At 59.1% G+C, this 24,981-nt stretch carries 34 protein-coding genes; 1 reads left to right on the top strand and 33 read right to left on the bottom strand.

Annotated elements, in window-relative coordinates; genetic code table 11:
• Nucleotides 1-13 precede the first annotated feature (13 nt).
• The 32 genes from I8E17_RS05725 to rpsL form a co-directional block, all read right to left on the bottom strand.
• Entirely contained in the window at nt 14-421 is a 408-nt protein-coding gene (locus I8E17_RS05725; RefSeq protein ID WP_176727999.1) for a DUF2809 domain-containing protein, read from the bottom strand.
• Between the two features lie 170 nt (nt 422-591).
• The gene (rplQ, locus tag I8E17_RS05720) at nt 592-1,014 is read right to left on the bottom strand and encodes a 50S ribosomal protein L17 (protein ID WP_069611907.1); all 423 of its coding nucleotides are present in this window, start codon (nt 1,012-1,014) and stop codon (nt 592-594) included.
• Between the two features lie 48 nt (nt 1,015-1,062).
• Nucleotides 1,063-2,073 carry a DNA-directed RNA polymerase subunit alpha gene (locus I8E17_RS05715; protein ID WP_047634789.1) on the bottom strand — a complete coding sequence of 337 codons (1,011 nt, stop codon included), beginning with the start codon at nt 2,071-2,073 and terminating at the stop codon, nt 1,063-1,065.
• Between the two features lie 103 nt (nt 2,074-2,176).
• The gene (gene rpsK, locus I8E17_RS05710) at nt 2,177-2,566 is read right to left on the bottom strand and encodes a 30S ribosomal protein S11 (protein WP_004118426.1); all 390 of its coding nucleotides are present in this window, start codon (nt 2,564-2,566) and stop codon (nt 2,177-2,179) included.
• A 131-nt stretch (nt 2,567-2,697) separates the two neighbouring features.
• Nucleotides 2,698-3,066 carry a 30S ribosomal protein S13 gene (gene rpsM, locus I8E17_RS05705; protein WP_004118424.1) on the bottom strand — a complete coding sequence of 123 codons (369 nt, stop codon included), beginning with the start codon at nt 3,064-3,066 and terminating at the stop codon, nt 2,698-2,700.
• Nucleotides 3,067-3,283: 217 nt separating this feature from the next.
• Nucleotides 3,284-3,934, bottom strand: a complete 651-nt coding sequence (locus tag I8E17_RS05700; protein WP_069611906.1) for an adenylate kinase — start codon at nt 3,932-3,934, stop codon at nt 3,284-3,286.
• A complete protein-coding gene (gene secY / locus I8E17_RS05695) occupies nt 3,931-5,271 on the bottom strand; it encodes a preprotein translocase subunit SecY (RefSeq protein WP_069611905.1) in 1,341 nt (446 codons plus the stop codon). The genes I8E17_RS05700 and secY overlap by 4 nt, the downstream gene beginning before the upstream one ends.
• A 226-nt stretch (nt 5,272-5,497) precedes the next feature.
• Nucleotides 5,498-5,968 (bottom strand): 50S ribosomal protein L15, encoded by a 471-nt coding sequence (gene rplO, locus I8E17_RS05690; protein ID WP_069611904.1) that lies wholly within the window; start codon nt 5,966-5,968, stop codon nt 5,498-5,500.
• Between the two features lie 17 nt (nt 5,969-5,985).
• Entirely contained in the window at nt 5,986-6,198 is a 213-nt protein-coding gene (gene rpmD, locus I8E17_RS05685) for a 50S ribosomal protein L30 (protein ID WP_007690786.1), read from the bottom strand.
• 13 nt (nt 6,199-6,211) lie between these two features.
• Nucleotides 6,212-6,781, bottom strand: coding sequence for a 30S ribosomal protein S5 (gene rpsE / locus I8E17_RS05680; RefSeq protein WP_004118414.1), 570 nt, complete (start codon nt 6,779-6,781; stop codon nt 6,212-6,214).
• Between the two features lie 130 nt (nt 6,782-6,911).
• Nucleotides 6,912-7,274, bottom strand: coding sequence for a 50S ribosomal protein L18 (gene rplR, locus I8E17_RS05675; protein WP_069611903.1), 363 nt, complete (start codon nt 7,272-7,274; stop codon nt 6,912-6,914).
• Between the two features lie 12 nt (nt 7,275-7,286).
• Nucleotides 7,287-7,820 carry a 50S ribosomal protein L6 gene (gene rplF / locus I8E17_RS05670; protein WP_069611902.1) on the bottom strand — a complete coding sequence of 178 codons (534 nt, stop codon included), beginning with the start codon at nt 7,818-7,820 and terminating at the stop codon, nt 7,287-7,289.
• A 43-nt stretch (nt 7,821-7,863) separates the two neighbouring features.
• Nucleotides 7,864-8,262 (bottom strand): 30S ribosomal protein S8, encoded by a 399-nt coding sequence (rpsH, locus tag I8E17_RS05665; RefSeq protein ID WP_015339607.1) that lies wholly within the window; start codon nt 8,260-8,262, stop codon nt 7,864-7,866.
• Nucleotides 8,263-8,274: 12 nt separating this feature from the next.
• The gene (rpsN, locus tag I8E17_RS05660) at nt 8,275-8,580 is read right to left on the bottom strand and encodes a 30S ribosomal protein S14 (protein ID WP_004118406.1); all 306 of its coding nucleotides are present in this window, start codon (nt 8,578-8,580) and stop codon (nt 8,275-8,277) included.
• Nucleotides 8,581-8,613: 33 nt separating this feature from the next.
• Nucleotides 8,614-9,171 (bottom strand): 50S ribosomal protein L5, encoded by a 558-nt coding sequence (gene rplE / locus I8E17_RS05655; protein WP_069611901.1) that lies wholly within the window; start codon nt 9,169-9,171, stop codon nt 8,614-8,616.
• Nucleotides 9,164-9,472, bottom strand: coding sequence for a 50S ribosomal protein L24 (rplX, locus tag I8E17_RS05650; protein ID WP_069611900.1), 309 nt, complete (start codon nt 9,470-9,472; stop codon nt 9,164-9,166). The genes rplE and rplX overlap by 8 nt, the downstream gene beginning before the upstream one ends.
• Before the next feature lie 11 nt (nt 9,473-9,483).
• Nucleotides 9,484-9,852, bottom strand: a complete 369-nt coding sequence (gene rplN / locus I8E17_RS05645) for a 50S ribosomal protein L14 (RefSeq protein WP_003573790.1) — start codon at nt 9,850-9,852, stop codon at nt 9,484-9,486.
• 227 nt (nt 9,853-10,079) lie between these two features.
• Entirely contained in the window at nt 10,080-10,319 is a 240-nt protein-coding gene (gene rpsQ / locus I8E17_RS05640) for a 30S ribosomal protein S17 (RefSeq protein ID WP_069611899.1), read from the bottom strand.
• Between the two features lie 12 nt (nt 10,320-10,331).
• Entirely contained in the window at nt 10,332-10,532 is a 201-nt protein-coding gene (gene rpmC / locus I8E17_RS05635) for a 50S ribosomal protein L29 (protein ID WP_007690763.1), read from the bottom strand.
• 11 nt (nt 10,533-10,543) lie between these two features.
• A complete protein-coding gene (gene rplP / locus I8E17_RS05630; protein ID WP_004118395.1) occupies nt 10,544-10,957 on the bottom strand; it encodes a 50S ribosomal protein L16 in 414 nt (137 codons plus the stop codon).
• 36 nt (nt 10,958-10,993) lie between these two features.
• Nucleotides 10,994-11,719, bottom strand: a complete 726-nt coding sequence (gene rpsC, locus I8E17_RS05625; protein WP_004118393.1) for a 30S ribosomal protein S3 — start codon at nt 11,717-11,719, stop codon at nt 10,994-10,996.
• Nucleotides 11,719-12,108 (bottom strand): 50S ribosomal protein L22, encoded by a 390-nt coding sequence (gene rplV / locus I8E17_RS05620; RefSeq protein ID WP_004118391.1) that lies wholly within the window; start codon nt 12,106-12,108, stop codon nt 11,719-11,721. Before rplV ends, rpsC begins: the two co-directional genes overlap by 1 nt.
• Nucleotides 12,109-12,110: 2 nt before the next feature.
• The gene (gene rpsS / locus I8E17_RS05615) at nt 12,111-12,389 is read right to left on the bottom strand and encodes a 30S ribosomal protein S19 (protein ID WP_037199970.1); all 279 of its coding nucleotides are present in this window, start codon (nt 12,387-12,389) and stop codon (nt 12,111-12,113) included.
• A gap of 15 nt (nt 12,390-12,404) precedes the next feature.
• Nucleotides 12,405-13,241 (bottom strand): 50S ribosomal protein L2, encoded by an 837-nt coding sequence (rplB, locus tag I8E17_RS05610; RefSeq protein ID WP_069611898.1) that lies wholly within the window; start codon nt 13,239-13,241, stop codon nt 12,405-12,407.
• A gap of 11 nt (nt 13,242-13,252) precedes the next feature.
• The gene (locus tag I8E17_RS05605; protein ID WP_015339600.1) at nt 13,253-13,546 is read right to left on the bottom strand and encodes a 50S ribosomal protein L23; all 294 of its coding nucleotides are present in this window, start codon (nt 13,544-13,546) and stop codon (nt 13,253-13,255) included.
• Nucleotides 13,543-14,163, bottom strand: a complete 621-nt coding sequence (rplD, locus tag I8E17_RS05600; protein ID WP_015339599.1) for a 50S ribosomal protein L4 — start codon at nt 14,161-14,163, stop codon at nt 13,543-13,545. The genes I8E17_RS05605 and rplD overlap by 4 nt, the downstream gene beginning before the upstream one ends.
• Before the next feature lie 13 nt (nt 14,164-14,176).
• Nucleotides 14,177-14,818, bottom strand: a complete 642-nt coding sequence (gene rplC, locus I8E17_RS05595; RefSeq protein ID WP_069611897.1) for a 50S ribosomal protein L3 — start codon at nt 14,816-14,818, stop codon at nt 14,177-14,179.
• Between the two features lie 39 nt (nt 14,819-14,857).
• Entirely contained in the window at nt 14,858-15,166 is a 309-nt protein-coding gene (rpsJ, locus tag I8E17_RS05590; RefSeq protein ID WP_003547547.1) for a 30S ribosomal protein S10, read from the bottom strand.
• Between the two features lie 308 nt (nt 15,167-15,474).
• The gene (gene tuf / locus I8E17_RS05585) at nt 15,475-16,650 is read right to left on the bottom strand and encodes an elongation factor Tu (protein WP_095434658.1); all 1,176 of its coding nucleotides are present in this window, start codon (nt 16,648-16,650) and stop codon (nt 15,475-15,477) included.
• 66 nt (nt 16,651-16,716) lie between these two features.
• A complete protein-coding gene (gene fusA / locus I8E17_RS05580; protein WP_069614848.1) occupies nt 16,717-18,816 on the bottom strand; it encodes an elongation factor G in 2,100 nt (699 codons plus the stop codon).
• 30 nt (nt 18,817-18,846) lie between these two features.
• Nucleotides 18,847-19,317: a 30S ribosomal protein S7 gene (gene rpsG, locus I8E17_RS05575; protein ID WP_069614847.1), complete on the bottom strand. Its 471-nt coding sequence runs from the start codon at nt 19,315-19,317 to the stop codon at nt 18,847-18,849.
• Between the two features lie 80 nt (nt 19,318-19,397).
• On the bottom strand, nt 19,398-19,769 hold the full coding sequence (gene rpsL, locus I8E17_RS05570) for a 30S ribosomal protein S12 (protein WP_003507760.1): 372 nt from the start codon (nt 19,767-19,769) through the stop codon (nt 19,398-19,400).
• Between the two features lie 508 nt (nt 19,770-20,277).
• Here rpsL and I8E17_RS05565 point away from each other — a divergent pair.
• Complete coding sequence (locus tag I8E17_RS05565) at nt 20,278-20,571, top strand: hypothetical protein (RefSeq protein ID WP_004123433.1); 294 nt, start codon at nt 20,278-20,280, stop codon at nt 20,569-20,571.
• Nucleotides 20,572-20,684: 113 nt separating this feature from the next.
• Here I8E17_RS05565 and rpoC read toward each other — a convergent pair whose 3' ends face one another.
• Nucleotides 20,685-24,893: a DNA-directed RNA polymerase subunit beta' gene (gene rpoC / locus I8E17_RS05560; RefSeq protein ID WP_069614846.1), complete on the bottom strand. Its 4,209-nt coding sequence runs from the start codon at nt 24,891-24,893 to the stop codon at nt 20,685-20,687.
• Nucleotides 24,894-24,981: the final 88 nt, after the last annotated feature.

Genomic DNA, 24,981 nt, shown 5'->3' with positions numbered 1-24,981 from the left:
GCGTTTTGCCTCTTCACAACAGTCTGGGCTTCGACAGTGCGCAGTCGATCGCCAACGCCAGCGCGATGCCGGCGGCATAGGCGACGATATTCCAGAGCGAGAATACCCTGCCCAGCAACAGGGCTCCGGCGGCAGTCAATCGAAAGGCGTCAAGATCAGGCGTGTGCCAAAGCCTGAAAAGCTCTACGGCGACCGCGACGAGCAGCGCCGCCATGGCAATCCTGAAACGTGCCGAAGACACGAATATTGCCGCCAGGAGCCAATAGACCATCGCTCCCCACAATAACGAGCCGCCATATTTGACGATCGCGAAAGGCAGGTTCAGCGCATAGCCATAGCGCCGCAATGCAAGACCGGCGGCGATGGTCACCATCAGCGCCACGAACAGCAGCAGTCTGTCACGCGTCAATTTTCGCTGCATGTCCCACGACGCTCCCTGCTCTGATGCACCTGAGCCGCCTGCGACTCGGCAGGGCCGATTGTGATACTCCAAAGCAATCAGGGAGATTGAAAGGCCGCTCCGGTCGCGGAAACGACAAAAGGCCGGATGATCGCTCATCCGGCCTTCAATTTCTGATCCGAAGCTTAGCCTTAAGCGGCTGCGGCTTCTTCTTCAGCGGCAACGCGAGCCTTGTCGGCTGCGCCCTTGGCGTTGACGTCGCGATCGACGAACTCGACGACTGCGAGAGCGGCGTTGTCGCCCTGGCGGAAGCCGGCCTTCATGATACGCAGGTAGCCGCCGTTGCGGGTGGCGTAGCGGGTTGCGATCGCGTCGAACAGCTTCGAAACGACGGCGACGTCGCGGATCTGCGAGATGGCCTGACGACGAGCGTGCAGGTCGCCGCGCTTGCCGAGGGTTACCAGCTTCTCGACGATCGGGCGAATTTCCTTCGCCTTCGGGAGCGTGGTGACGATCTGCTCATGGGTGATGAGCGAAGCTGCCATGTTGGCGAACATCGCCTTACGATGGCTAGCGGTTCTATTCAGCTTGCGGCCGGCTTTACCGTGGCGCATGGCTATTCTCCTTCACTTGCAGGCATCGTTCGCCCGCAGTTTGATTGGTTAGTATTGGTCTTCGTATCGCTTGGCGAGATCTTCGATGTTCTCGGGCGGCCATGCCGGCACTTCCATGCCTAGGTGCAGGCCCATGGAAGCGAGAACTTCCTTGATTTCGTTCAGCGACTTGCGACCAAAATTCGGCGTGCGGAGCATTTCTGCTTCGGTCTTCTGAATGAGGTCGCCGATGTAGACGATGTTGTCGTTCTTCAGGCAATTTGCCGAGCGAACGGACAGTTCCAGCTCGTCCACCTTCTTGAGGAGCGCCGGGTTGAAAGCGAGTTCGGTGACTGCTTCTTCTTCGGCTTCCTTCTGCGGCTCGTCGAAGTTGACGAACACGCCAAGCTGATCCTGGAGGATGCGAGCCGCGAAAGCGACGGCATCTTCACCGCTGATCGAACCGTCGGTTTCGATCGACATGCTCAGCTTGTCGTAGTCGAGAACCTGTCCTTCGCGGGTATTTTCAACCTTGTAGGACACCTTCTTGACCGGCGAATAGAGGCTGTCGACCGGGATGAGGCCGATCGGAGCGTCTTCCGCACGATTGCGCTCGGCGGGCACATAGCCCTTGCCGTTGTTGACGGTGAATTCCATGCGGATTTCGGCGCCCTCGTCGAGCGTGCAGATGACATGCTCGGGGTTGAGGATTTCGATATCGCCGACCGTCTGGATGTCGCCAGCCGTTACGACGCCTGGGCCCTGCTTGCGGACGACCATGCGCTTGCTGTCATCGCCGTCCATCTTGATGGCGATTTCCTTGATGTTCAGCACGATGTCCGTCACGTCTTCCCGGACGCCCGGGATAGAGGAGAACTCATGCAATACGCCGTCGATCTGCACGGCCGTCACAGCGGCACCGCGCAGAGAGGACAGCAGAACGCGACGCAGCGCGTTGCCGAGGGTGAGACCAAAGCCACGCTCCAGCGGTTCGGCCACGAGCGTTGCCTTGGTGCGGCCGCTCGAGGTGAACTCGACCTTGTTGGGCTTGATCAGTTCCTGCCAGTTTTTCTGAATCATGTTTTTGCCTTCCGTTCGTTGCCACCATCCAATCGTGGCAACCGAGCTTGAGTAACACCAAGCCGGGCGCATCTCCCCCGGCCGGTGTCGTGAGTGGCGATGATCAGACGCGACGCTTCTTGCGCGGGCGGCAACCATTGTGCGGGATCGGGGTCACGTCGCGGATGGACGTGATCATGAAACCAGCAGCCTGGAGCGCGCGCAGAGCGGATTCACGACCGGAGCCCGGACCGCAAACTTCAACTTCGAGCGACTTCATGCCGTGTTCCTGAGCCTTCTTGGCGCAGTCTTCGGCAGCGATCTGGGCGGCGAACGGGGTCGACTTGCGCGAACCCTTGAAGCCCTTGGCACCAGCGGACGACCAGGCAATCGCGTTGCCCTGTGCGTCGGTGATGGTGATCATCGTGTTGTTGAAGGTCGAGTTGACGTGTGCGACGCCCGACGTGATATTCTTGCGCTCGCGACGACGAACGCGGACGGCTTCCTTGGCCATGTTAGTCCTTTCTTGGATCTCTGCACCGCCGTAATCCCAGCGGCTACACCGAAGCGGCACCCATGGAGCACCGCTTCAAACTCAAAAGAGGCCGGCGGACCGCCAGCCTCCCAAATCCGGTTGCCCGGAAATTACTTCTTCTTACCGGCGATCGCCTTTGCCGGACCCTTGCGGGTGCGGGCATTGGTGTGCGTGCGCTGGCCACGAACCGGCAGGCCGCGGCGATGACGCAGGCCACGGTAAGAACCCAGGTCCATAAGACGCTTGATGTTCATCGCGGTTTCGCGACGCAGATCACCCTCGACCTGATAGTCACGGTCGATGGTTTCGCGGATCTGCAGTACTTCAGCATCGGTCAACTGGTTGACGCGACGCTCGGCCGGAATACCGACCTTCTCGCAGATTTCCTGTGCAAACTTCGGTCCGATCCCGTGAATGTAACGAAGCGCAATAACTACGCGCTTTGCAGTCGGGATGTTGACGCCAGCGATACGAGCCACGCCTGTTCTCCTTGCATTCCTCTTGCCTTGGCAAAGGGTCTTGTTATGCAGCCCGGGAGCTGCTTGTTCAATGTATGTCCGCCACATGTCAAAACGACCGTACCCGGACTTCCCGTTGGAAATCCGCGCCGATCGCATGGCATGTCGCGAGTTGGCGCGGTGTTTAGCGGAATCAGCGCAAAAAAGCAACCGCTCCGGCAAGTTTATTTTAGGCTATCTAAAGCTTAGCCAGGATAGCCTCTATGCTTTCGGTCACATGCTCGATATCGGCCATGCCGTCGATGCTCTGCAACTTGCCCTTGGCATAGTAGTAACCGATCAGCGGCGAGGTCTCCTTGTAGTAGACCTGAAGACGGGTCGCCATGGTTTCGGCATTATCATCAGGGCGGCGCTTGAAATGCGTCGAGCCGCATTTGTCGCAGACACCCGCATTTGCGGGAACCTTGTCAGTGTCGTGATAGACGCTGCCGCAGTTCGAGCAGGAATAGCGGCCTGAGACGCGGCGAATCAGTTCGGCATCATCGACCTTGAGCTCGATAACGACGGAAAGCTCGAGGCCTTTCGCATTGAGCATCTTTTCGGTTGCATCCGCCTGCACCAGCGTGCGCGGAAAGCCGTCGAGAATGAACCCCCTTGCGCAATCCGGCTGGTCGATACGCTCGGAAACGATCGCGTTGACCACCTCGTCCGGAACAAGCTTGCCAGCCTTCATCAGGGCGTCGGCGCGCTTGCCGACTTCCGTGCCCGCCTGAACGGCCGCGCGCAGCATGTCGCCTGTGGAAAGCTGCGGAATGCCATATTTTTCCACGATGCGCTGGGCCTGGGTCCCCTTACCTGCTCCCGGCGGCCCTAAAAGTATAAGTCTCATCGCCCCCTCTTTCCTCCACGCAACTTCGATTTCTTGATCAGGCCTTCATATTGCTGTGCGATCAGGTGACCCTGAATCTGCGCCACCGTATCCAGCGTTACGCTAACCACGATCAGAAGCGAAGTGCCACCCAGAGACAAGGGAATACCTGTCTGGGATACGAGAATTTCGGGCAGGATGCAGACGAAGACAAGATAGATCGCGCCGATGACCGTGATGCGGGTCAGCACGTAATCGATATATTCGGCGGTGCGCTCGCCCGGACGGATACCGGGAATGAAGCCGCCGTGCTTCTTCAGATTGTCGGCCGTGTCCTTCGGATTGAAGACAAGTGCCGTGTAGAAGAAGGCGAAGAAGGCGATCAGAGCGGCGTAGAGCACCATGTAGACGGGTTGTCCATGGCCGAGCGCAGCAACGATGGACGTTACCCAAGCCGGAAGCGCGGTGTTGTTGCCGAGACCGGCGACGGTTGCCGGCAGCAGAAGCAGCGACGACGCGAAGATCGCCGGGATGACGCCCGAGGTGTTGAGCTTCAGCGGCAGGTGTGACGTATCGCCCTGGAACATCCGCGTGCCAACCTGGCGCTTCGGATACTGGATCAGAAGGCGACGCTGCGCGCGCTCGACGAAGACGATGAGCGCGATGACCAGAATGGCGACGACCAGCACGGCGAGAATAAGGGGCGTGGAAAGCGCGCCCGTGCGGCCAAGTTCAAGAGTGCCGGCGAGCGCAGTCGGAAGACCTGCGGCGATACCAGCGAAGATGATCAGCGAGATGCCATTGCCGATACCGCGCGACGTCACCTGCTCGCCAAGCCACATCAGGAACATGGTACCTCCGAGCAGCGTGATGACGGTGGAAATGCGGAAGAACCAGCCGGGATCGACGACGACGCCGTTGCCATGCTCCAGGCCGATCGCAATGCCATAGGCCTGCAATGCGCCGAGCAGCACCGTGCCGTAGCGGGTGTACTGGTTGATGATCTTGCGGCCCTGCTCACCTTCCTTCTTCAGGTTTTCGAGCGAGGGAACAACCGAGGTCATCAGCTGAACGATGATCGAGGCCGAGATATAGGGCATGATGCCGAGCGCGAAGATCGCCATGCGCTGCACGGCGCCGCCCGAGAACATGTTGAAGAGACCGAGAATGCCGCCCGACTGATTCTGGAAAGCCTGGGCATAGGCGGCAGGATTGAGGCCAGGAAGCGGAATGTGGGTGCCGAGCCGGTAGACGAGGAGAGCGCCGAGGGTAAACCACAGGCGCTTCTTGAGATCCTCGGCTTTGGCAAAGGTCGAAAAATTGAGGTTGGACGCCAATTGTTCCGCTGCAGAAGCCATGCAAATCTCCGCATCACCAATTCCGGCATAGTCGGCCGAGTCCGGAATCGGTCTGTAAATTGTTCAAAAGCCGGGCTTCGGACGGATTGCGCTGCAATCGGGCGCCTCACCCTTGGTTCCCGTTATCGATCGGAAAGACACTTGCCGCATCGATCAGATTCGTGAGGCTCACATATGGGAGCAAAATCGCCCGAAGTGAAGTCACTTCGGGCGATTGTTGATAATATTATTCTGCGGCAGCAGCGAGCAGCTTGACGGAACCGCCAGCCTTTTCGATCTTCTCGACTGCGGACTTGGAAGCGCCTGCAACTTCAAGAGCAAGCTTCGCCTTCAGTTCGCCGTCCGAGAGAACCCGAACGCCGTCCTTGACGCGGCGAATAACGCCGGCAGCCTTGAGGGCTGCTGCATCAACAGTGCTCTTGGCATCGAGCTTGCCGGCATCGACGGCAGCCTGGATGCGTGCCAGCGATACGACAACGTAGTCGGATGCAAAGATGTTGTTGAAGCCGCGCTTCGGCAGACGACGGTAGATGGGCATCTGACCGCCTTCGAAGCCGTTGATCGCAACGCCCGAACGGGACTTCTGACCCTTCACACCACGGCCACCGGTCTTGCCGGAGCCGGAGCCAATGCCGCGGCCGAGGCGCTTGCGGCTGTGGGTCGAGCCTTCGTTATCCTTGATTTCATTCAGTTTCATAGCGAATTACCTCCGGCTCACTTCTCGTCGACAACGCGAACGAGATGCTGGACAGCACGGATCATGCCACGAACAGCCGGGGTATCTTCCAGCGTGCGGCGACGGTGCATCTTGTTCAGTCCGAGACCGATCAGCGTCTTCTGCTGAACATCCGGACGGCGGATCGGGCTGCCAATCTGCTCGACCGTAACGGTCGCCTTAGCTTCAGCCTTCTTGGTCGTCTTGGCCATAGGTCAAACTCCCTTATTCTTCGGAGGCGTTGCCCGAAGCGGCGCGGCGAGCCTGCAGGGTGGCATACTTGATGCCGCGCTGAGCTGCGATGTCCTTCGGGTGAACCTGGTGCTTCAGGGCGTCGAACGTGGCGCGAACCATGTTGTACGGGTTCGACGAACCGGTCGACTTGGCAACGACGTCATGAACGCCGAGCGTTTCGAAAACGGCGCGCATCGGGCCGCCGGCGATGATACCGGTACCGACCTTGGCCGAGCGCAGCAGAACCTTGCCGGCGCCATGACGGCCATGAACGTCGTGATGCAGCGTACGGCCGTCGCGCAGCGGTACGAAGATCATGTCGCGCTTGGCGCTTTCGGTTGCCTTGCGGATGGCTTCCGGCACTTCGCGTGCCTTGCCATGGCCGAAGCCTACGCGGCCCTTCTGGTCGCCAACGACGACGAGAGCGGCGAAGCCGAAGCGACGGCCACCCTTAACAACCTTGGCGACGCGGTTGATCGCGACCAACTTGTCGACGAATTCGCTGTCGCGCTCTTCACGGCTCTGACGGTCTTCCCGCGGAGCCCTCTTTTCCTGTGCCATTGTCCTCTTCCTTTTTCTTTTCCGGGTGCAACGGGCAAACAAAACGAAGACCGCATCAATCTCCCCACGGAGATTTGCGGTCCGGTGAATATCCGGCCGGCATCCTTGAGATCACCGGCCGGAAATCTGATTAGAAGGTCAGGCCGCCTTCGCGGGCTGCTTCAGCCAGGGCCTTGATACGGCCGTGATAGATGAAAGCGCCGCGATCGAACACGACTTCCTTCACGCCGGCCTTGGAGGCGCGCTCTGCAACGAGCTTGCCAACGAGGGCTGCGGCGGCGGTATCGGCACCGGTCTTCAGAGAACCGCGCAGATCCTTGTCGAGGGTGGAGGCAGCCGCGAGGGTCTTGCCAGCCACATCATCGATGATCTGAGCGTAGATGTTCTTCGACGAGCGATGAACCGACAGGCGCGGACGGCCATTGGCCACCGACTTGATTTGGCGGCGCACGCGGTTGGCGCGACGCGCAAGTGCTTCTTTCCTGCTAGCCATTTCGCGTGTTCCTTACTTCTTCTTGCCTTCTTTGCGGACGATCCGCTCTTCGGCATACTTAACGCCCTTGCCCTTGTAGGGCTCAGGACCGCGGTATTCGCGGATTTCAGCGGCAACCTGGCCAACCTGCTGCTTGTTGATGCCGGTGACGACGATTTCCGTCGGCTTCGGCACAGCAATGGTGATGCCTTGCGGCGGCTGATAAATCACGTCGTGGCTGAAGCCGAGCGCCAGCTGCAGGTTCTTGCCCTGCATAGAGGCACGGTAGCCGACGCCGTTGATTTCGAGCTTGCGCTCGTAGCCGTCCTTAACACCCTTGAAGATGTTCTCGATCATCGTGCGGGACATGCCCCACTTTGCGCGAGCATCCTTGGAGTCGTTGAGCGGCGTCACGACGATTGCATTATTTTCCAGCTTGAGACCGATTTCGTCGTTAGCGACGAAAAACAGCTCGCCCTTGGGGCCCTTGGCAGTCACTTTCTGGCCATCAACCGTGGCCGTGATCCCTGCAGGTACCTGAACGGGCTTCTTACCGATACGAGACATTTTTCAAACCTGTCTGTTTCGAAGGAGATATCTCTGTCCGATCTTAGAAGACCGAGCAGAGAACCTCGCCACCAACATTCTGTTCGCGAGCCTGGTGATCGGCCATCACGCCCTTCGGGGTCGAAAGGATGGTGATGCCGAGACCGTTCGCGACCTGCGGAATGGACTTGACCGAGACATAAACTCGGCGGCCCGGCTTGGACACACGGCCGATCTCGCGGATCACCGATGCGCCTTCGTAGTACTTGAGTTCGATGTTGAGCTCAGACTTGCCGTTGCCGAAATCGACGACGGAATAGCCACGGATGTAGCCTTCAGCCTGGAGCACATCGAGAACGCGTGCACGGAGCTTGGACGCAGGCGTCGAAACCGACGACTTGCGGCGCGAAGCGCCATTGCGGATGCGGGTGAGCATATCGCCCAAAGGATCAGTCATAGACATCTAATCTGCTCCTTACCAGCTGGACTTGACGATACCCGGCACCTTGCCGAGATTGCCGAGTTCACGCAGCGCGATACGCGACATGCGCAGTTTGCGGTAGTAGGCGCGCGGACGGCCAGACACTTCGCAACGGTTGCGAATACGGGTCTTCGATCCATCGCGCGGGAGCGATGCCAGCTTCAGAGTGGCCTTGAACCGGTCTTCGATAGAGAGAGACTGGTTCATGATGATTGCCTTGAGAGCAGCCCGCTTCGCGGCCTGGTTGGCAACCGTATTGCGGCGGCGCTTGTTCTTTTCAACTGCGCTTGTCTTCGCCATATCAGGGTTCCTTTTCTACGCTCGTCGTTACGGTTATTGACGGAACGGGAAGTTGAACTCTTTCAGAAGAGCCCGTGCTTCGTCGTCGGTCGTCGCCGTCGTGCAAACGATGATGTCCATGCCCCACATCTGATCAACCTTGTCGTAGTTGATCTCAGGGAACACAATGTGCTCCTTGATGCCCATGGCAAAATTGCCACGACCGTCAAAGCTCTTCGGGTTCAGGCCGCGGAAGTCGCGAACGCGCGGAAGCGCGATGTTGACCAGACGATCCAGGAACTCATACATGCGGGCGCCGCGCAGGGTAACCTTCGCGCCGATCGGCATATTTTCGCGGACTTTGAAGCCAGCGATGGAGTTGCGTGCGCGGGTGATGACCGGCTTCTGGCCAGCGATGGCCGCCAGGTCGGCAGCAGCAACTGTCGGCTTCTTCGAATCAGCCGTCGCTTCGCCAACACCCATGTTGATCACGATCTTGTCCAGCTTCGGGATCTGCATCTCGTTAGCGTAGGAGAACTGCTCCTGCATGGCTGCGCGGATGCGAGCAACATATTCCTTCTTGAGCCGCGGCTCGTACTTTGCCTCAGCCATCGATCACTTCTCCCGAGGTCTTGGCCACACGGACCTTCTTGCCATCCACAACCTTGAAACCGACGCGGGTCGGCTTGCCGTCCTTGTCGACGATCGCAATGTTGGACAGGTGAAGCGGGGCTTCCTTGCTGATGATGCCGGCTTCCTGGTTCTGCGTCTGGCGCTGATGGCGCTTGATGACGTTGACGCCACGAACGACCGCACGGTCTTCCTTCGGCAGCACTTGAATGACTTCGCCGGTACGGCCCTTGTCCTTACCGGTCAATACGACAACCTTGTCGCCTTTACGGATCTTCTGCATCGCTCCGCTCCTTACAGTACTTCTGGAGCCAGCGAGATGATCTTCATATGGTTCTTGGCGCGAAGTTCGCGCGGAACCGGTCCGAAGATACGGGTGCCGATCGGCTCTTTCTTGTTGTCGATGAGGACTGCTGCGTTGGTATCGAAGCGGATGACGCTGCCATCCGGACGACGGATGTCCTTGGCGGTACGAACAACAACCGCCTTCATCACGTCACCCTTCTTCACACGGCCGCGCGGAATAGCTTCCTTGATCGAAACGACGATAACGTCGCCGATCGAGGCATACTTGCGCTTCGAGCCGCCCAGCACCTTGATGCACATGACACGACGTGCGCCGGAATTATCCGCCACGTCGAGGTTTGTTTGCATCTGAATCATGTCAGGTCGCCTTCTTGTTGTTACCGGAATGGTTGGGCCAATCGACCCCCTACCCCGGCTTATGGACTAGTGTCTTGTCTGATTATGCCTGGGCTTCGGAACCGCAACGGGTCGCCTCTGCCGGCCATCAATAAAGCAAAAGAACGCCCGTTCGCGAGCGTCCTGCTTCCAAGCTCGTGCTTCATACAGATATTTCGCCCAAGCGCAAGGGCCTGAGCGAAATTCTGTTACTTGGACTGGGCGGAAACGACCGTCCAGGTCTTATCCTTGGAGATCGGCGCGCATTCCTCGATGGAAACGACGTCGCCGGTCTTGTACTGATTGTTTTCGTCGTGAGCCTTGTACTTCTTGGAACGACGAACGGTCTTCTGGAGCAGCGGGTGAGCGAAACGACGCTCAACGCGGACAACTACCGTCTTCTCGTTCTTGTCGCTGACCACGACGCCCTGCAGAATGCGCTTCGGCATGTTATTTTTCCTTTAGGCCTTTGCTTCTGCCGCCTTCTGGCGGGCAATGGTTTTTACGCGAGCGATGTCCTTGCGGACTTCGTTGATGCGCGAGGACTTCTCGAGCTGGCCAGTCGCCTTCTGAAAGCGCAGGTTGAACTGCTCCTTCTTCAGCTTGGCAAGCTCGTCCTTGAGTTGGTCGGCGCTCAGGGCGCGAACATCTGCGGCTTTCATGAGCTTCTTCCTTACTCTGCAATGCGCTGAACGAAGCGCGTCTTGACCGAGAGCTTGGCAGCGCCGAGGCGCAGGGCCTCACGAGCGATTTCCTCGCTCACACCGTCGATCTCGAACATCATACGGCCGGGCTTGACCTTGCATGCCCAGTATTCGACAGAGCCCTTACCTTTACCCATACGGACTTCGGTCGGCTTTGCGGTTACCGGAACATCCGGGAACACGCGGATCCATACACGGCCGGCGCGCTTCATATAGCGCGTGATCGCGCGGCGGGCCGCTTCGATCTCGCGAGCGTTGACGCGGTTAGGCTCCTGCGACTTCAGGCCGAATTCGCCGAACGCCAGATCAGAACCACCCTTGGCAACGCCCTTGATGCGGCCCTTGAATTGCTTGCGGTACTTCGTACGCTTTGGCTGCAACATTTTCTTATTCTCCGAACTTATCTGCCACGTACGCTATCAAGCGTTGTCGCGGCGACGGTCTCTATCGCGATCGCGGCTAGCCGGACCCTGGGCGTCGCCTTCGAGCGCGCGGCGTTCGGAGGCCATCGGATCGTGCTCAAGGATTTCGCCCTTGAAGATCCAGACCTTGATGCCGCAGATACCGAAAGCGGTTTCTGCTTCAGCCGTACCGTAGTCGATGTCGGCGCGCAGCGTATGCAGCGGCACGCGACCTTCGCGGTACCATTCCGTACGAGCGATTTCAGCACCGCCGAGACGGCCGGCGCAGGTGATCTTGATGCCTTCGGCGCCAAGACGCATCGCGGACTGAACGGCGCGCTTCATGGCGCGACGGAAAGCAACACGGCGTTCCAGCTGCTGAGCGATCGACTGGGCAACCAGCGTCGCATCGATTTCCGGCTTGCGAACTTCAACGATGTTGAGGTGCGTTTCGGAATTCGTCATGTCCGACAGCTTCTTGCGGAGCTTGTCGATGTCAGCGCCCTTCTTGCCGATGATCAGGCCCGGACGAGCCGAGTGGATCGTGACGCGGCACTTCTTGTGCGGACGCTCGATGACCACCTTGGAGATACCAGCCTGCTTCAGTTCGTTCATGACGAACTTGCGCATCTTCAGGTCTTCGTGGAGGAGCTGGCCGTACTCGGCATTGTCCGCAAACCAGCGGCTATCCCAGGTACGGTTGATGCCAAGACGAAAGCCGATCGGATTGATTTTCTGACCCATTATGCGGCCTCCCCTTGAGCTTCCACTTCACGAACGACGATCGTCAGGTGCGCAAACGGACGCTCGATGCGAGATGCGCGGCCACGGCCACGAGCGTGGAAACGCTTCATGACGATCGACTTGCCGACGTAAGCTTCCGCAACGACCAGCGAGTCAACGTCGAGATCGTGATTGTTTTCTGCATTGGCGATCGCAGATTCGAGCGTCTTCTTCACGGCGCCAGCGATACGCTTGCGCGAGAATTCCAGCTCTGCGAGCGCGCGGTCAACCTTCTTGCCACGGATCGAAGCCGCGACCAGGTTGAGCTTCTGCGGGCTGACGCGGAGCGTGCGCGCAACTGCCTGCGCCTCGTTGTCCTTCAGCCGGCGTTCGGTTTTTGCCTTGCCCATTGTTACTTCCTCTTCGCCTTCTTGTCCGCACCGTGACCATAATAGGTACGGGTCGGGGCGAACTCGCCGAACTTGTGTCCGACCATGTCTTCATTGACGCTGACCGGAATGTGCTTGCTGCCGTTGTAGACGCCGAAGGTGAGACCAACGAACTGCGGCATGATGGTGGAGCGACGGCTCCACATCTTGATTACTTCGTTACGTCCGCCTTCACGCACCTTCTCAGCCTTCTTGAGAAGATAGCCGTCAACAAACGGACCTTTCCATACTGAACGAGCCACTTGAGACTTCCTCTCTTACTTCTTGCGCTGATGGCGCGAGCGCATAATCATCTTGTCGGTCGACTTGTTCGACCGCGTACGCTTGCCCTTGGTCGGCTTGCCCCATGGGGTCACCGGATGGCGACCACCGGAGGTGCGGCCTTCACCACCGCCGTGCGGATGGTCGACCGGGTTCATGACAACGCCGCGGTTATGCGGCTTCTTGCCACGCCAACGCGAACGACCGGCCTTACCGTCGTTGATGTTGCCGTGATCCGGGTTCGAAACCGCACCGATCGTGGCAAGGCAGGTGCCGTGCACGAGGCGCTGTTCGCCCGAGTTCAGGCGAAGGATCGCCATGCCCTGGTCACGGCCGACGAGCTGAGCGTAGGAACCGGCGGAACGAGCGATCTGACCGCCCTTGCCCGGCTTCATTTCCACATTGTGGATGATGGAGCCGACCGGGATGAACTGAAGCGGCATGGTGTTGCCAGGCTTCACGTCCACTGCCTTTTCCGAAGCGATGACCTTGTCGCCCGAAGCGAGACGCTGCGGAGCGAGGATGTAGGCCAGTTCGCCGTCCGTGTACTTCACCAGAGCGATGTAAGCGGTACGGTTCGGGTCGTATTCGATACGCTCGACGGTTGCTTCGACGTCGAACTTGCGACGCTTGAAGTCGACCAGACGATAGCTGCGCTTGTGACCACCGCCCTGGAAACGGACGGTGATGCGGCCGGTGTTGTTACGGCCACCCTTGGAGGTGAGGCCTTCGGTCAACGACTTGACCGGCTTGCCCTTGTAGAGCGAGGAGCGATCGACAATGACCAGCTGACGCTGGCTCGGGGTCGTCGGATTGAATGTTTTCAATGCCATTTTCTTATTCCTCAGAGACCGGTGGAGACGTCGATCGACTGGCCTTCGGCGAGCGTCACAACAGCCTTCTTCACGTCCTTCTGCTTGCCGACGAGACCCTTGAACCGCTTGGTCTTGCCGAGGCGCAGCAGAGTGTTAACGGCCGTCACCTTGACGCCGAAGAGCGCTTCGACGGCAGCCTTGATTTCCGGCTTCGTCGCGGTCTTCGCAACGTTGAAAACAACCTGGTTATTGTCCGACAGCAGCGTGGACTTTTCGGTGATCGCCGGAGAAACGATCACATCATAATGGCGAAGATCCGTCACTTGAAACGCTCCTCTAGAGCTTCAACTGCAGCCTTGGACAGCACGAGCTTGCCGCGGCGCAGGATGTCGTAAACGTTGATGCCCTGAACCGGCAGAACATCGATATTCGGGATGTTCTGGGCTGCGAGCTTGAAGTTGCTGTCGAGCTCAGCACCGCCGATGAACAGAGCGTTCGTCAGGCCGAGCGTCTCGAAAGCGCCAGCGAGTGCCTTGGTCTTGGCTTCGGTAGCGACGAGATTGTCGATGACAATCACGTCTTCAGCCTTGAACTTGGCAGAGAGAGCGTGACGCAGGCCGAGGGCGCGAACCTTCTTCGGCAGGTCATGCTCGTGGCTGCGAGCGACCGGGCCGTGAGCCTTACCACCGCCGCGGAACTGCGGAGCGCGAGCCGAATGGTGACGAGCGCGGCCCGTACCCTTCTGCTTGTACATCTTGGCACCGGTGCGCGCTACGTCTGCGCGGCCCTTGGCCTGATGCGTGCCCTGCTGCTTCTTGGCAAGCTGCCAGCGAACGACGCGAGCGAGAATGTCTTCACGCGGCTCGAGGCCGAAAATCGCATCAGAAAGGGAAACCTTCCCGGCGTCTTTGCCCTCAAGGGTCTTGACGTTGAATTCCATTGGTTTGGCTCCCTTACTTCGCTGCCGACTTGACGGCGTCGCGCACGATGATCCAGGCGCCCTTGGAGCCGGGAACCGCACCCTTGACCAGGATCAGACCGCGATCTTCGTCGGTCGATACCACTTCAAGATTCTGCGTCGTGACGCGGGTCTGGCCCATGTGACCAGCCATCTTCTTGTTCTTGAACACCTTGCCCGGGTCCTGGCGCGAGCCGGTCGAACCGTGCGAGCGGTGCGAAACCGACACACCGTGCGTGGCGCGCAGGCCGCCGAAGCCGTGACGCTTGATGGCGCCGGCAAAGCCCTTACCGATCGTCGTGCCGGTCACGTCGACGAGCTGACCCGCCGTGAAATGACCTGCGTTGAGCTCGGTGCCAACTTCAAGCAGATTGTCTTCCGTGACGCGGAATTCTGCGAGCTTGGCCTTCGGCTCTACGCTTGCGACGGCGAAATGGCCGCGAAGAGCCTTCGTCGTGTTCTTAACTTTAGCCTGGCCGGCACCGAGCTGAACTGCGGTGTAGCCATTCTTTTCAACTGTGCGCTGGGCTACGACCTGGCAGCCTTCCATACGCAATACGGTAACCGGGACATGCTCGCCGGCGTCGTTATAGACGCGGGTCATTCCCACCTTCTGTGCAATCACACCTGAACGCATCGGTTCAATCCTTCTCACTCAGCTCGAGGACCGGAGGCCTTAGAGCTTGATCTCAACATCGACACCGGCGGCGAGATCGAGCTTCATCAGCGCGTCTACCGTCTGCGGGGTCGGGTCAACGATGTCGAGGAGGCGCTTATGCGTGCGCATCTCGAACTGCTCGCGGCTCTTCTTGTCGATGTGCGGGGACCGGTTTACCGTAAACTTCTCGATACGAGTCGGAAGCGGAACGGGGCCCCGGACGCTTGCACCGGTGCGCTTCGCCGTCGACACGATCTCGCGCGTGGAAGCATCGAGAATCCGGTGATCGAACGCCTTCAGGCGAATGCGGATATTTTGGCCGTTCATTCGACGTTATCCTTGTGTTTGTTATCTCGCGCGCCTTTCAAAAAGGCACGGTTTGTTCTGTTTCCTAAGGCGGACCACCGGTTTCAAAGATCGAGAGGGACGCCGGCTACGGCATCCCCATCCACTCTTTAGGCCTTTCGGCCCACCTTATTGTTAATTTCATTGGCCGCTTCGTCATCCGAAGCAGCGCGCAAATCGCGCTCGCGCGCCATTTGCAACATTTCCATGTCATAAGCAAGCGGCTAGTGCCGCTTGCATCATAATATTGTCATCGAATCAGCCACCCGGATGGAGTGGCCATCTTCGAATTACTCGACGATGGAGGCAACGATGCCAGCGCCGACGGTACGGCCGCCTTCGCGGATCGCGAAGCGAAGCTTTTCTTCCATCGCGATCGGAACGATCAGCTCGACGTCAACCGTCACGTTGTCGCCCGGCATAACCATTTCCGTGCCTTCCGGAAGCGTCACGATGCCGGTCACATCAGTCGTACGGAAGTAGAACTGCGGACGGTAGTTCGTGAAGAACGGCGTATGACGGCCGCCTTCTTCCTTCGTCAGGATGTAGGCTTCTGCCTTGAACTTCTTGTGCGGCTTCACAGAGCCCGGCTTGCACAGGATCTGACCACGCTCGACGCCGTCACGGTTCACACCGCGGATCAGCGCGCCGATGTTGTCGCCAGCCTGGCCCTGATCGAGCAGCTTGCGGAACATTTCAACGCCGGTCACCGTCGTCTTCGACGTCGGACGAATGCCGACGATCTCGACTTCTTCACCAACCTTGATCACACCACGCTCGACGCGGCCCGTCACAACCGTACCGCGGCCCGAGATCGAGAACACGTCTTCGATCGGCATCAGGAACGGCTGGTCGATCGGACGCTCAGGCGTCGGGATGTAGGCGTCAACCTGAGCCATCAGCTCGCGGATCGCATCTTCGCCGATCTTCTTGTCCGAATCTTCAAGAGCAGCAAGCGCCGAACCCTTGACGACCGGGATGTCGTCGCCCGGGAAGTCGTAGGACGACAGAAGTTCGCGAACTTCAAGCTCGACGAGCTCGAGAAGTTCAGCGTCGTCAACCTGGTCGACCTTGTTCAGGAACACGACGATCGCCGGAACGCCAACCTGGCGGGCGAGCAGGATGTGCTCGCGCGTCTGCGGCATCGGGCCGTCAGCAGCAGAGCAAACCAGGATCGCGCCGTCCATCTGGGCGGCACCCGTGATCATGTTCTTCACGTAGTCGGCGTGGCCGGGGCAGTCAACGTGCGCATAGTGACGGTTCGGCGTCTCGTATTCAACGTGGGCCGTCGAGATCGTGATGCCGCGAGCCTTCTCTTCCGGAGCCGCGTCGATTTGGTCATACGCCTTGAACTCGCCGAAGTACTTCGTGATCGCTGCCGTCAACGACGTCTTGCCGTGGTCAACGTGACCGATCGTCCCGATGTTAACGTGCGGCTTATTGCGCTCAAACTTACTCTTTGCCATTTTCGGCTCTCCGTTTTCCTGTCCCCTGAGGGATCAATTCTTGTTATCGGTCAATTGGTATTCCGGTCACTTCTGACCGGAATACTTTGCCTGGATTTCCTGTGCGACGTTCGACGGAACCGGCGCATAATGATCGAAGGTCATCGTGTACTGCGCACGGCCCTGAGACATCGAGCGCAGGTTATCGACGTACTTGAACATGTTCGCCAGCGGGACGTTCGCGCTGATGACGACGGCGATACCGCGGCTCTCCTGGCCCTGGATCTGGCCACGGCGAGAGTTCAGGTCACCGATAACATCACCGACGTAGTCTTCCGGCGTTACGACTTCGACCTTCATCATCGGCTCGAGAAGCTGAGCACCGGCTTCGCGAGCTGCTTCACGGAAGCAAGCGCGAGCGGCAATTTCGAAGGCCAGAACCGACGAGTCGACGTCGTGGAAGGCACCGTCGATGAGCGTCGCCTTAACGCCGAGCATCGGGAAGCCAGCCAGCGGGCCCGAAGACAGAACGCTTTCGATACCCTTCTGAACGCCCGGGATGTATTCCTTCGGAACAGCACCGCCGACGATCTTGGATTCGAACTTGAAGTCTTCGCCTTCCGGGTTCGGCTCGAATACGAGCTTGACGCGTGCGAACTGACCGGTACCACCGGTCTGCTTCTTGTGCGTGTAGTCCTTTTCCGTCAGGCGCGTGATGGTTTCGCGATAAGCAACCTGCGGCGCGCCCACGTTTGCTTCGACCTTGAACTCACGACGCATGCGGTCGACGATGATGTCGAGGTGCAGTTCGCCCATGCCGGCGATGATCGTCTGACCGGATTCCTGGTCGGTCTTGACGCGGAACGACGGGTCTTCTGCAGCCAGGCGGTTGAGCGCGAGGCCCATCTTTTCCTGGTCGCCCTTGGACTTCGGCTCGATCGCGATCTGGATGACCGGCTCCGGGAATTCCATGCGCTCGAGGATAACCGGCTTCAGGGGATCGCAGAGCGTGTCGCCCGTGGTGGTTTCCTTGAGGCCGGCGAGAGCAACGATGTCGCCAGCATAGGCTTCTTCGATGTCCTCACGCGAGTTGGAGTGCATCTGCAGCATGCGGCCGACGCGCTCGCGCTTGTCCTTGACCGTGTTCATGACCGAAACGCCCTTCTCCAGCTTGCCGGAGTAGATGCGGGCGAAGGTGAGCGAGCCGACGAACGGGTCGTTCATGATCTTGAACGCGAGCATGGAAAGCGGCTCGTTGTCGTCAGCGTGACGCTCGATCTCTGCTTCCGTCTTGGCATCGATGCCCTTGATCGCCGGAATGTCGAGCGGCGAAGGCAGGTAATCGACGACGGCGTCGAGGAGCGGCTGAACACCCTTGTTCTTGAATGCGGTGCCGCAGAACATCGGATGGAACTTGACGTCGATCGTGCCGCGACGAACGAGTTCGCGGATCTTGTCGTTGTCGGGCAGGTTGCCTTCGAGGTAGGCTTCCATCGCGGCTTCGTCGATCTCGACAACGGTCTCGATCAGCTTTTCGCGATATTCTTCAGCCTTGGCCTTCATGTCTTCCGGGATTTCAACGACGTCCCACTGGGCGCCGAGCGACTCGTCGCGCCAGATGAGAGCGTTCATCTCGACCAGGTCGACAACGCCCTTGAAATCGCTTTCAGCGCCGATCGGCAGCTGCATGACAACTGCGGTCGCGCCGAGGCGGGTCTTGATCATCTCAACCGAACGGTAGAAGTCGGCGCCGGTCTTGTCCATCTTGTTGCAGAAGATCATGCGCGGAACATGATACTTCTCAGCCTGACGCCAGACGGTTTCCGTCTGCGGCTCGACGCCGGCGTTGGCGTCGAGGAGCGCGATGGCGCCGTCGAGAACGCGCAGCGAACGCTCGACTTCGATGGTGAAGTCGACGTGGCCGGGAGTGTCGATGATGTTGAAGCGGCGGGTCTTGCCGTCACGGCCCTTCCAGAAGGTCGTGGTAGCAGCAGAGGTGATCGTGATGCCACGCTCCTGCTCCTGCTCCATCCAGTCCATCGTGGCAGCGCCATCGTGAACTTCGCCGATCTTGTGCGACTTACCGGTGTAGTAAAGAATACGCTCGGTCGTCGTGGTCTTGCCGGCGTCGATATGCGCCATGATACCGAAATTGCGGTAGTCTTCGATTTTATATGCGCGAGCCATTGTGGACTGCCTTTCCGAAACCGTTCGGGATTACCAGCGATAATGCGAGAACGCACGGTTGGCATCAGCCATCTTGTGCGTGTCTTCGCGCTTCTTGACGGCAGCGCCGCGGTTGTTGGAGGCATCGAGAAGTTCGCCGCACAGACGGTCGATCATCGTAGTCTCGTTACGCTTGCGAGCAGCGGTGATCAGCCAGCGGATGGCCAGAGCCTGGCGACGCTCAGGACGCACATCGACCGGAACCTGGTACGTAGCACCACCAACGCGGCGCGAGCGGACTTCAACGTGCGGAGCGATGTTATCCAAAGCCTGATGGAACACGCCGAGCGGTTCCTGCTTTGCCTTGCCCTGCACGGCGTCAAACGCGCCATATACGATGTTTTCCGCTACGGACTTCTTGCCGTCCAGCATGATGGCATTCATGAACTTGGTAACGACCAGATCGCCGAACTTCGGGTCCGGATTGATCTCGCGCTTTTCTGCTCTATGACGTCGGGACATGTAACTTCTCGTCTCTCAACTGTTGCGACGCTTAACCACGCGGAGAACCTCGCGCAGCGCCGGATTATCTAAAACCCGAATTACTTCGGACGCTTTGCACCGTACTTCGAACGGCGCTGCTTGCGGTTCTTGACACCCTGGGTATCGAGAACGCCGCGGATGATGTGGTAGCGAACACCCGGAAGGTCCTTAACGCGGCCGCCACGGATCATGACGACAGAGTGTTCCTGAAGGTTGTGACCTTCACCGGGGATGTAACCAATGACTTCGAAGCCGTTGGTCAGGCGGATCTTTGCGACCTTACGCAGAGCCGAGTTCGGCTTCTTCGGCGTCGTGGTGTAGACGCGGGTGCAAACGCCGCGCTTCTGCGGGTTCTCCTGAAGAGCGGGAACCTTGTTACGCTTTACCTGCGCCTGGCGAGGCTTGCGGATCAGCTGGTTTACGGTAGGCATTCAACCATCCCTTGTAAATCTATCTCGACACCCTTGCGGGCATGACTTTCGCCGTCACCGGCACGACACACGTTCGTCTCAATGCGCAAAACGTGGCCCGATCCGCTCTCGCAGATGGACCACAGAAAAGCAGAGGACACCTAAGGTGGCGTCGTGCGAGCAGCATTCGTGTCTTCAACGTGCGTTTAGAACCTTGTTTGAGGTGAACTCCAGGGCGCGTCGCCCCGAATAGCCATGCCTCACATGGGTTCCGATGGCGGCGGTACTACTGGTTTCCCGCCGGTTCGTCAAGGCCGGTTAAGAAATTATCTTTGTCATAAAGCCCGGAAATCCCGGCCAAACCAGCCATTTGGCGCATTGGATACGGAAATGCCGCCCCTTCGGCAAGATGGACTTTGGTATTTCGGCAAAATCCCTATAAGGAATCACGGAAGAACATTTCCATCCGATGGACCCGCGCGATGAAAAGGAATCGCCGGGTCGATTCGACACTCCCGAAGGAAGATCCATGATTACTGCGCCAGACAACGATAACAATTCCGACGGCCCCATGGTCTTCATCATCATCGGCAAGGGCTACGAGACCGATGGCGGCGAAGGCATCGACCTGCACGTCATGCTGAAAGCGCCCGACGATGATACAGCCGTGCGCGAGGCGCTGAACGCTCTTGCCGAAGAGGGCTTCATCGAGGCCGACCTCGACCAGATCGGACTCCTGACGGATATTCCGGACGAGGAGCCGCATGCCTCCGCCTATCAAGGCGCACTCGAAGGCGAAGTGGCGATCATCCGCTTCCGCTGATCGGACAACCGTCTGAGGAAGGCGGCGCCCCCTCACCTCGCCGATTTCATTATGCAAAAAAGAAACCGCCCGGATCGCTCCGGGCGGTTTGATTCTTCACATTCGCTAGCGGCTTATTCGGCCGGGCTGTTCTCGCTGGCGAGATCCTGCAGCATCGGCGTTGCAACGCCGGCGCCCGTGCCCTTGCGGCGCTCTTCGAGGATGAGCTCGTCGCGAGCCGTAGCGATGCGGCGGATCTGCGTCATGGTACCGCCGGTACCGGCCGGAATCAGGCGGCCGACGATGACGTTTTCCTTCAGGCCTTGCAGACCGTCGGTCTTGCCGGCGATTGCAGCTTCGGTGAGCACCTTCGTCGTTTCCTGGAAGGATGCAGCCGAGATGAAGGACGGCGTCTGCAGCGATGCCTTGGTGATACCGAGCAGAACCGGATCGCCATAAGCGGGCTTCTTGCCTTCTTCGATCAGACGGTCGTTGGCGTCTTCCAGCTCGATACGATCGACGTTGTCGCCGACGATGTACTGGCTGTCGCCCGCATCGGTGATCTCAACCTTCTGCAGCATCTGACGGACAATCACTTCGATGTGCTTGTCGTTGATGACAACGCCCTGCAAGCGGTAGACTTCCTGGATTTCGTTGACCAGGTAGGAAGCCAAAGCCTCCACGCCCTTGATCGCCAGGATGTCGTGCGGAGCCGGGTTACCGTCGAGGATGTAATCACCCTTTTCGATATAGTCGCCTTCCTGAAGGTGGAAGGGCTTGCCCTTCGGGATCAGGTATTCGACCGGCTCGACACCGTCTTCCGCCGGCTCGATGATGACACGACGCTTGTTCTTGTAGTCGCGGCCCAGACGGATCGTACCATCGATCTCCGCGATGATGGCGTGGTCCTTCGGACGACGAGCTTCGAACAGTTCGGCAACGCGCGGCAGACCACCGGTGATGTCCTTGGTCTTGGCGCTTTCCAGCGGCGAACGGGCGAGAACGTCACCCTGAGACACCTTCTGACCCGGCTCGACGGACAGGATCGCGTCGACCGAGAGCAGGAAGCGGGCTTCGCCACCGCGCGAAAGCTTGGCGACATTGCCGCTGGCGTCCTTGATGACGATCGCCGGCTTCAGATCCGAGCCGCGCGGCGTCGAGCGCCAGTCGATAACCTGACGCTTGGTGATGCCGGTGGATTCGTCCGTCGCTTCGAGGACCGAGAGACCGTCGACGACATCTTCGAAGTGAACCGTACCGGCCACTTCCGTCATCATCGGACGGGTATAGGGGTCCCACTCTGCCAGACGCTGACCGCGCTTTACCTTGTCGCCGTCGTCGACATAGAGCTTCGAGCCGTAGGCAACGCGCTGCGAGGAGCGTTCGACACCACGTTCGTCCAGGATCTGCACCGTCATGTTGCGGCCCATGGCAACGAGGTTGCCTTCGGAGTTGCGCAGCATATTGCGGTTCTTGATCTGAACCGTGCCCTCGTAAGAGGCTTCCAGGAACGACTGGTCGACCACGGTCGCCGTGCCGCCCAGGTGGAAGGTACGCATGGTCAGCTGCGTGCCCGGCTCACCGATCGACTGTGCGGCGATGACGCCGACAGCTTCACCGATGTTGACAGGCGTACCGCGAGCAAGGTCGCGACCGTAGCAGACCGAGCATACGCCCGTCTGGATTTCGCAGGTCAGAGCCGAACGGATGCGGATGGACTGGATACCAGCCTTCTCGATCTCGATGACATCGGGCTCGAGGATCATCTTGCCGGCATCGACGATGCGCTCACCCGTGACCGGATGATCGATGTCGTCCAGGGCCGTACGGCCGAGGATGCGGGCGCCGAGCGAGGCAACGACCTGACCGGCATCGACGATGGCGGTCATGGTGAGGCCGTTTTCGGTGCCGCAATCGATCTGCGTGACGATGCAATCCTGCGCGACGTCGACCAGACGGCGGGTCAGGTAGCCCGAGTTCGCGGTCTTCAAGGCGGTGTCGGCCAGACCCTTACGGGCACCGTGCGTCGAGTTGAAGTACTCGTTAACGGTGAGGCCTTCCTTGAAGTTCGAGATGATCGGCGTCTCGATGATTTCGCCCGACGGCTTGGCCATGAGGCCGCGCATGCCGCCCAGCTGGCGCATCTGGTTCGGAGAACCACGAGCACCCGAATGGCTCATCATGTAGATCGAGTTCATCGGCTTCTGACGACCGGTCTTTTCGTCGAATTCGACGGCCTTAATGCGGGCCATCATTTCTTCGGCGACCTTTTCCGTGGCCTTGCCCCAAGCGTCGACAACCTTGTTGTACTTTTCGCCCTGGGTGATCAGACCGTCGTTATACTGCTGCTCGTATTCCTTCACGAGCGCTTCGGTATCGCCGACGATCTTGGCCTTGGTGTTCGGGATGACCATGTCGTCCTTGCCGAACGAAATGCCGGCGCGGCAGGCATGGGCAAAGCCGAGCTGCATGATGCGGTCGCAGAAAATGACCGTGTCCTTCTGGCCGCAATGACGGTAGACCGTGTCGATCATCTTAGAGATGTTCTTCTTGGTCATTTCCTGGTTGCAGATGTCGAAGGTGACCTTCGCATGCTTCGGCAGAAGTTCGCCGATCAGCAGACGGCCGGGGGTCGTTTCATAGATCTTCGAATAGGGCTTGCCATCTTCGCCGATCGACTTGAAGCGACCGCGGATCTTCGAATGCAGCGTCACGACCTTGTTCTCAAGTGCGTGATGCAGCTCGCCGAGGTCGGAGAAGGCCATGCCTTCGCCCGGCTCGTTCTGGTTCAGGATCGACAGATAGTACAGGCCGAGAACCATGTCCTGCGAGGGAACGATGATCGGCGCGCCGTTTGCCGGGTGCAGAATGTTGTTGGTCGACATCATCAGCACGCGGGCTTCAAGCTGGGCTTCCAGCGAGAGCGGCACGTGAACGGCCATCTGGTCACCATCGAAGTCGGCGTTGAAGGCCGTGCAGACGAGCGGGTGCAGCTGGATGGCCTTGCCTTCGACCAGCGTGGGTTCGAAGGCCTGGATGCCCAGGCGGTGCAGCGTCGGTGCGCGGTTCAGGAGAACCGGATGCTCGCGGATGACCTCGTCGAGGATATCCCAGACTTCCGGCTTTTCCTTTTCGACCAGCTTCTTGGCCTGCTTGACGGTCGAGGAGTAACCCTTCGCGTCGAGACGGGCATAGATGAACGGCTTGAACAGCTCGAGCGCCATCTTCTTCGGCAGGCCGCACTGGTGCAGCTTCAGTTCCGGACCGGTCACGATGACCGAACGACCGGAATAGTCGACGCGCTTGCCGAGCAGGTTCTGACGGAAGCGGCCCTGCTTGCCCTTGAGCATGTCGGACAGCGACTTCAGCGGACGCTTGTTGGCGCCGGTGATGACGCGGCCGCGACGACCGTTATCGAACAGCGCATCGACAGATTCCTGCAGCATGCGCTTTTCGTTGCGGATGATGATGCCCGGAGCGCGCAGTTCGATGAGACGCTTCAGACGGTTGTTGCGGTTGATGACGCGACGGTACAGATCGTTCAGATCCGAGGTCGCGAAACGGCCGCCATCGAGCGGAACCAGCGGACGCAGGTCCGGCGGGATGACCGGGACGACCTTCATGATCATCCATTCCGGGCGGTTGCCGGATTCCATGAAGTTCTCAACGATCTTCAGGCGCTTCATCAGCTTCTTCTGCTTGAGATCCGACGTGGTGTCGGCAAGCTCGGAGCGCAGGTCGCCGGCGATCTTTTCGAGATTCATGCTGGCCAGCATCTCGTAGATCGCTTCAGCGCCGATCATGGCGGTGAACTGGTCTTCGCCATATTCGTCGACCGCGAGCATGTACTCTTCTTCCGTCAGGAGCTGATGCTCCTTGAGCGCGGTGAGACCCGGCTCAGTGACGATGTAGTTTTCGAAGTAGAGAACGCGCTCCACATCCTTCAGCGTCATGTCGAGCAGCGTCGAAATGCGCGAAGGCAGCGACTTCAGGAACCAGATGTGGGCAACGGGAGCGGCCAGCTCAATATGGCCCATGCGCTCACGGCGAACGCGCGACAGCGTGACTTCGACGCCGCACTTTTCGCAGATGATGCCCTTGTACTTCATGCGCTTGTACTTGCCGCACAAGCATTCGTAGTCCTTGATCGGTCCGAAGATTCGCGCGCAGAAAAGACCATCGCGTTCCGGCTTGAACGTACGATAGTTGATCGTTTCCGGCTTCTTGATCTCGCCATAAGACCAGGAAAGAATCTTCTCCGGCGACGCAATCGAAATCCGGATGGAATCGAAATTCTGCGCAGGCACCTGCGGATTGAAAAGATTCATGACCTCTTGGTTCATGCCTATCTCCTTTAGGGGCGAAACGCCCTCGAATTGCGTGCAGTGCCGGCAAATCCCGGGAACCGGACTGACGCTTTAAAACCGCCTT

Origin of the sequence: Rhizobium sp. AB2/73, from assembly GCF_020871915.1 — a bacterium.
Classification (GTDB): Bacteria; Pseudomonadota; Alphaproteobacteria; order Rhizobiales; family Rhizobiaceae; genus Rhizobium; species Rhizobium dioscoreae.
Note: the sequence above shows the minus strand (reverse complement) of the source record. Positions and strands in the feature narration are given on the sequence as shown.

Coding starts and splice junctions, on each gene's coding strand:
- rplQ (WP_069611907.1), bottom strand. CDS start 1,014: ATGCGCCACGGTAAAGCCGGCCGCAAGCTGAATAGAACCGCTAGCCAT.
- rpmD (WP_007690786.1), bottom strand. CDS start 6,198: ATGGCCAAGACGACCAAGAAGGCTGAAGCTAAGGCGACCGTTACGGTC.
- fusA (WP_069614848.1), bottom strand. CDS start 18,816: ATGGCTCGCGCATATAAAATCGAAGACTACCGCAATTTCGGTATCATG.
- rplC (WP_069611897.1), bottom strand. CDS start 14,818: ATGCGTTCAGGTGTGATTGCACAGAAGGTGGGAATGACCCGCGTCTAT.
- rpsQ (WP_069611899.1), bottom strand. CDS start 10,319: ATGCCGAAGCGCATTCTGCAGGGCGTCGTGGTCAGCGACAAGAACGAG.
- rpsJ (WP_003547547.1), bottom strand. CDS start 15,166: ATGAACGGCCAAAATATCCGCATTCGCCTGAAGGCGTTCGATCACCGG.
- rplX (WP_069611900.1), bottom strand. CDS start 9,472: ATGCAGAAGATCCGTAAAGGCGACAAGGTTGTCGTATTGACCGGTAAG.
- rpsH (WP_015339607.1), bottom strand. CDS start 8,262: ATGTCTATGACTGATCCTTTGGGCGATATGCTCACCCGCATCCGCAAT.
- rplP (WP_004118395.1), bottom strand. CDS start 10,957: ATGTTGCAGCCAAAGCGTACGAAGTACCGCAAGCAATTCAAGGGCCGC.
- I8E17_RS05565 (WP_004123433.1), top strand. CDS start 20,278: ATGATTACTGCGCCAGACAACGATAACAATTCCGACGGCCCCATGGTC.
- rpmC (WP_007690763.1), bottom strand. CDS start 10,532: ATGAAAGCCGCAGATGTTCGCGCCCTGAGCGCCGACCAACTCAAGGAC.
- I8E17_RS05700 (WP_069611906.1), bottom strand. CDS start 3,934: ATGAGACTTATACTTTTAGGGCCGCCGGGAGCAGGTAAGGGGACCCAG.
- rplE (WP_069611901.1), bottom strand. CDS start 9,171: ATGGCTGAGGCAAAGTACGAGCCGCGGCTCAAGAAGGAATATGTTGCT.
- rplD (WP_015339599.1), bottom strand. CDS start 14,163: ATGGAATTCAACGTCAAGACCCTTGAGGGCAAAGACGCCGGGAAGGTT.
- rplO (WP_069611904.1), bottom strand. CDS start 5,968: ATGAAACTGAATGAAATCAAGGATAACGAAGGCTCGACCCACAGCCGC.
- rpsG (WP_069614847.1), bottom strand. CDS start 19,317: ATGTCCCGACGTCATAGAGCAGAAAAGCGCGAGATCAATCCGGACCCG.
- rpsE (WP_004118414.1), bottom strand. CDS start 6,781: ATGGCACAGGAAAAGAGGGCTCCGCGGGAAGACCGTCAGAGCCGTGAA.
- rpsL (WP_003507760.1), bottom strand. CDS start 19,769: ATGCCTACCGTAAACCAGCTGATCCGCAAGCCTCGCCAGGCGCAGGTA.
- rpoC (WP_069614846.1), bottom strand. CDS start 24,893: ATGAACCAAGAGGTCATGAATCTTTTCAATCCGCAGGTGCCTGCGCAG.
- rplB (WP_069611898.1), bottom strand. CDS start 13,241: ATGGCATTGAAAACATTCAATCCGACGACCCCGAGCCAGCGTCAGCTG.
- rplR (WP_069611903.1), bottom strand. CDS start 7,274: ATGGCTAGCAGGAAAGAAGCACTTGCGCGTCGCGCCAACCGCGTGCGC.
- rplF (WP_069611902.1), bottom strand. CDS start 7,820: ATGTCTCGTATCGGTAAGAAGCCCGTTCAGGTACCTGCAGGGATCACG.
- rpsK (WP_004118426.1), bottom strand. CDS start 2,566: ATGGCCAAGGAAGCCGTCCGCGTTCGTCGTCGCGAGCGCAAGAATATC.
- I8E17_RS05725 (WP_176727999.1), bottom strand. CDS start 421: ATGCAGCGAAAATTGACGCGTGACAGACTGCTGCTGTTCGTGGCGCTG.
- rplN (WP_003573790.1), bottom strand. CDS start 9,852: ATGATTCAGATGCAAACAAACCTCGACGTGGCGGATAATTCCGGCGCA.
- rpsN (WP_004118406.1), bottom strand. CDS start 8,580: ATGGCGAAGACAAGCGCAGTTGAAAAGAACAAGCGCCGCCGCAATACG.
- tuf (WP_095434658.1), bottom strand. CDS start 16,650: ATGGCAAAGAGTAAGTTTGAGCGCAATAAGCCGCACGTTAACATCGGG.
- rpsC (WP_004118393.1), bottom strand. CDS start 11,719: ATGGGTCAGAAAATCAATCCGATCGGCTTTCGTCTTGGCATCAACCGT.
- rplV (WP_004118391.1), bottom strand. CDS start 12,108: ATGGGCAAGGCAAAAACCGAACGCCGGCTGAAGGACAACGAGGCGCAG.
- I8E17_RS05715 (WP_047634789.1), bottom strand. CDS start 2,073: ATGATTCAGAAAAACTGGCAGGAACTGATCAAGCCCAACAAGGTCGAG.
- secY (WP_069611905.1), bottom strand. CDS start 5,271: ATGGCTTCTGCAGCGGAACAATTGGCGTCCAACCTCAATTTTTCGACC.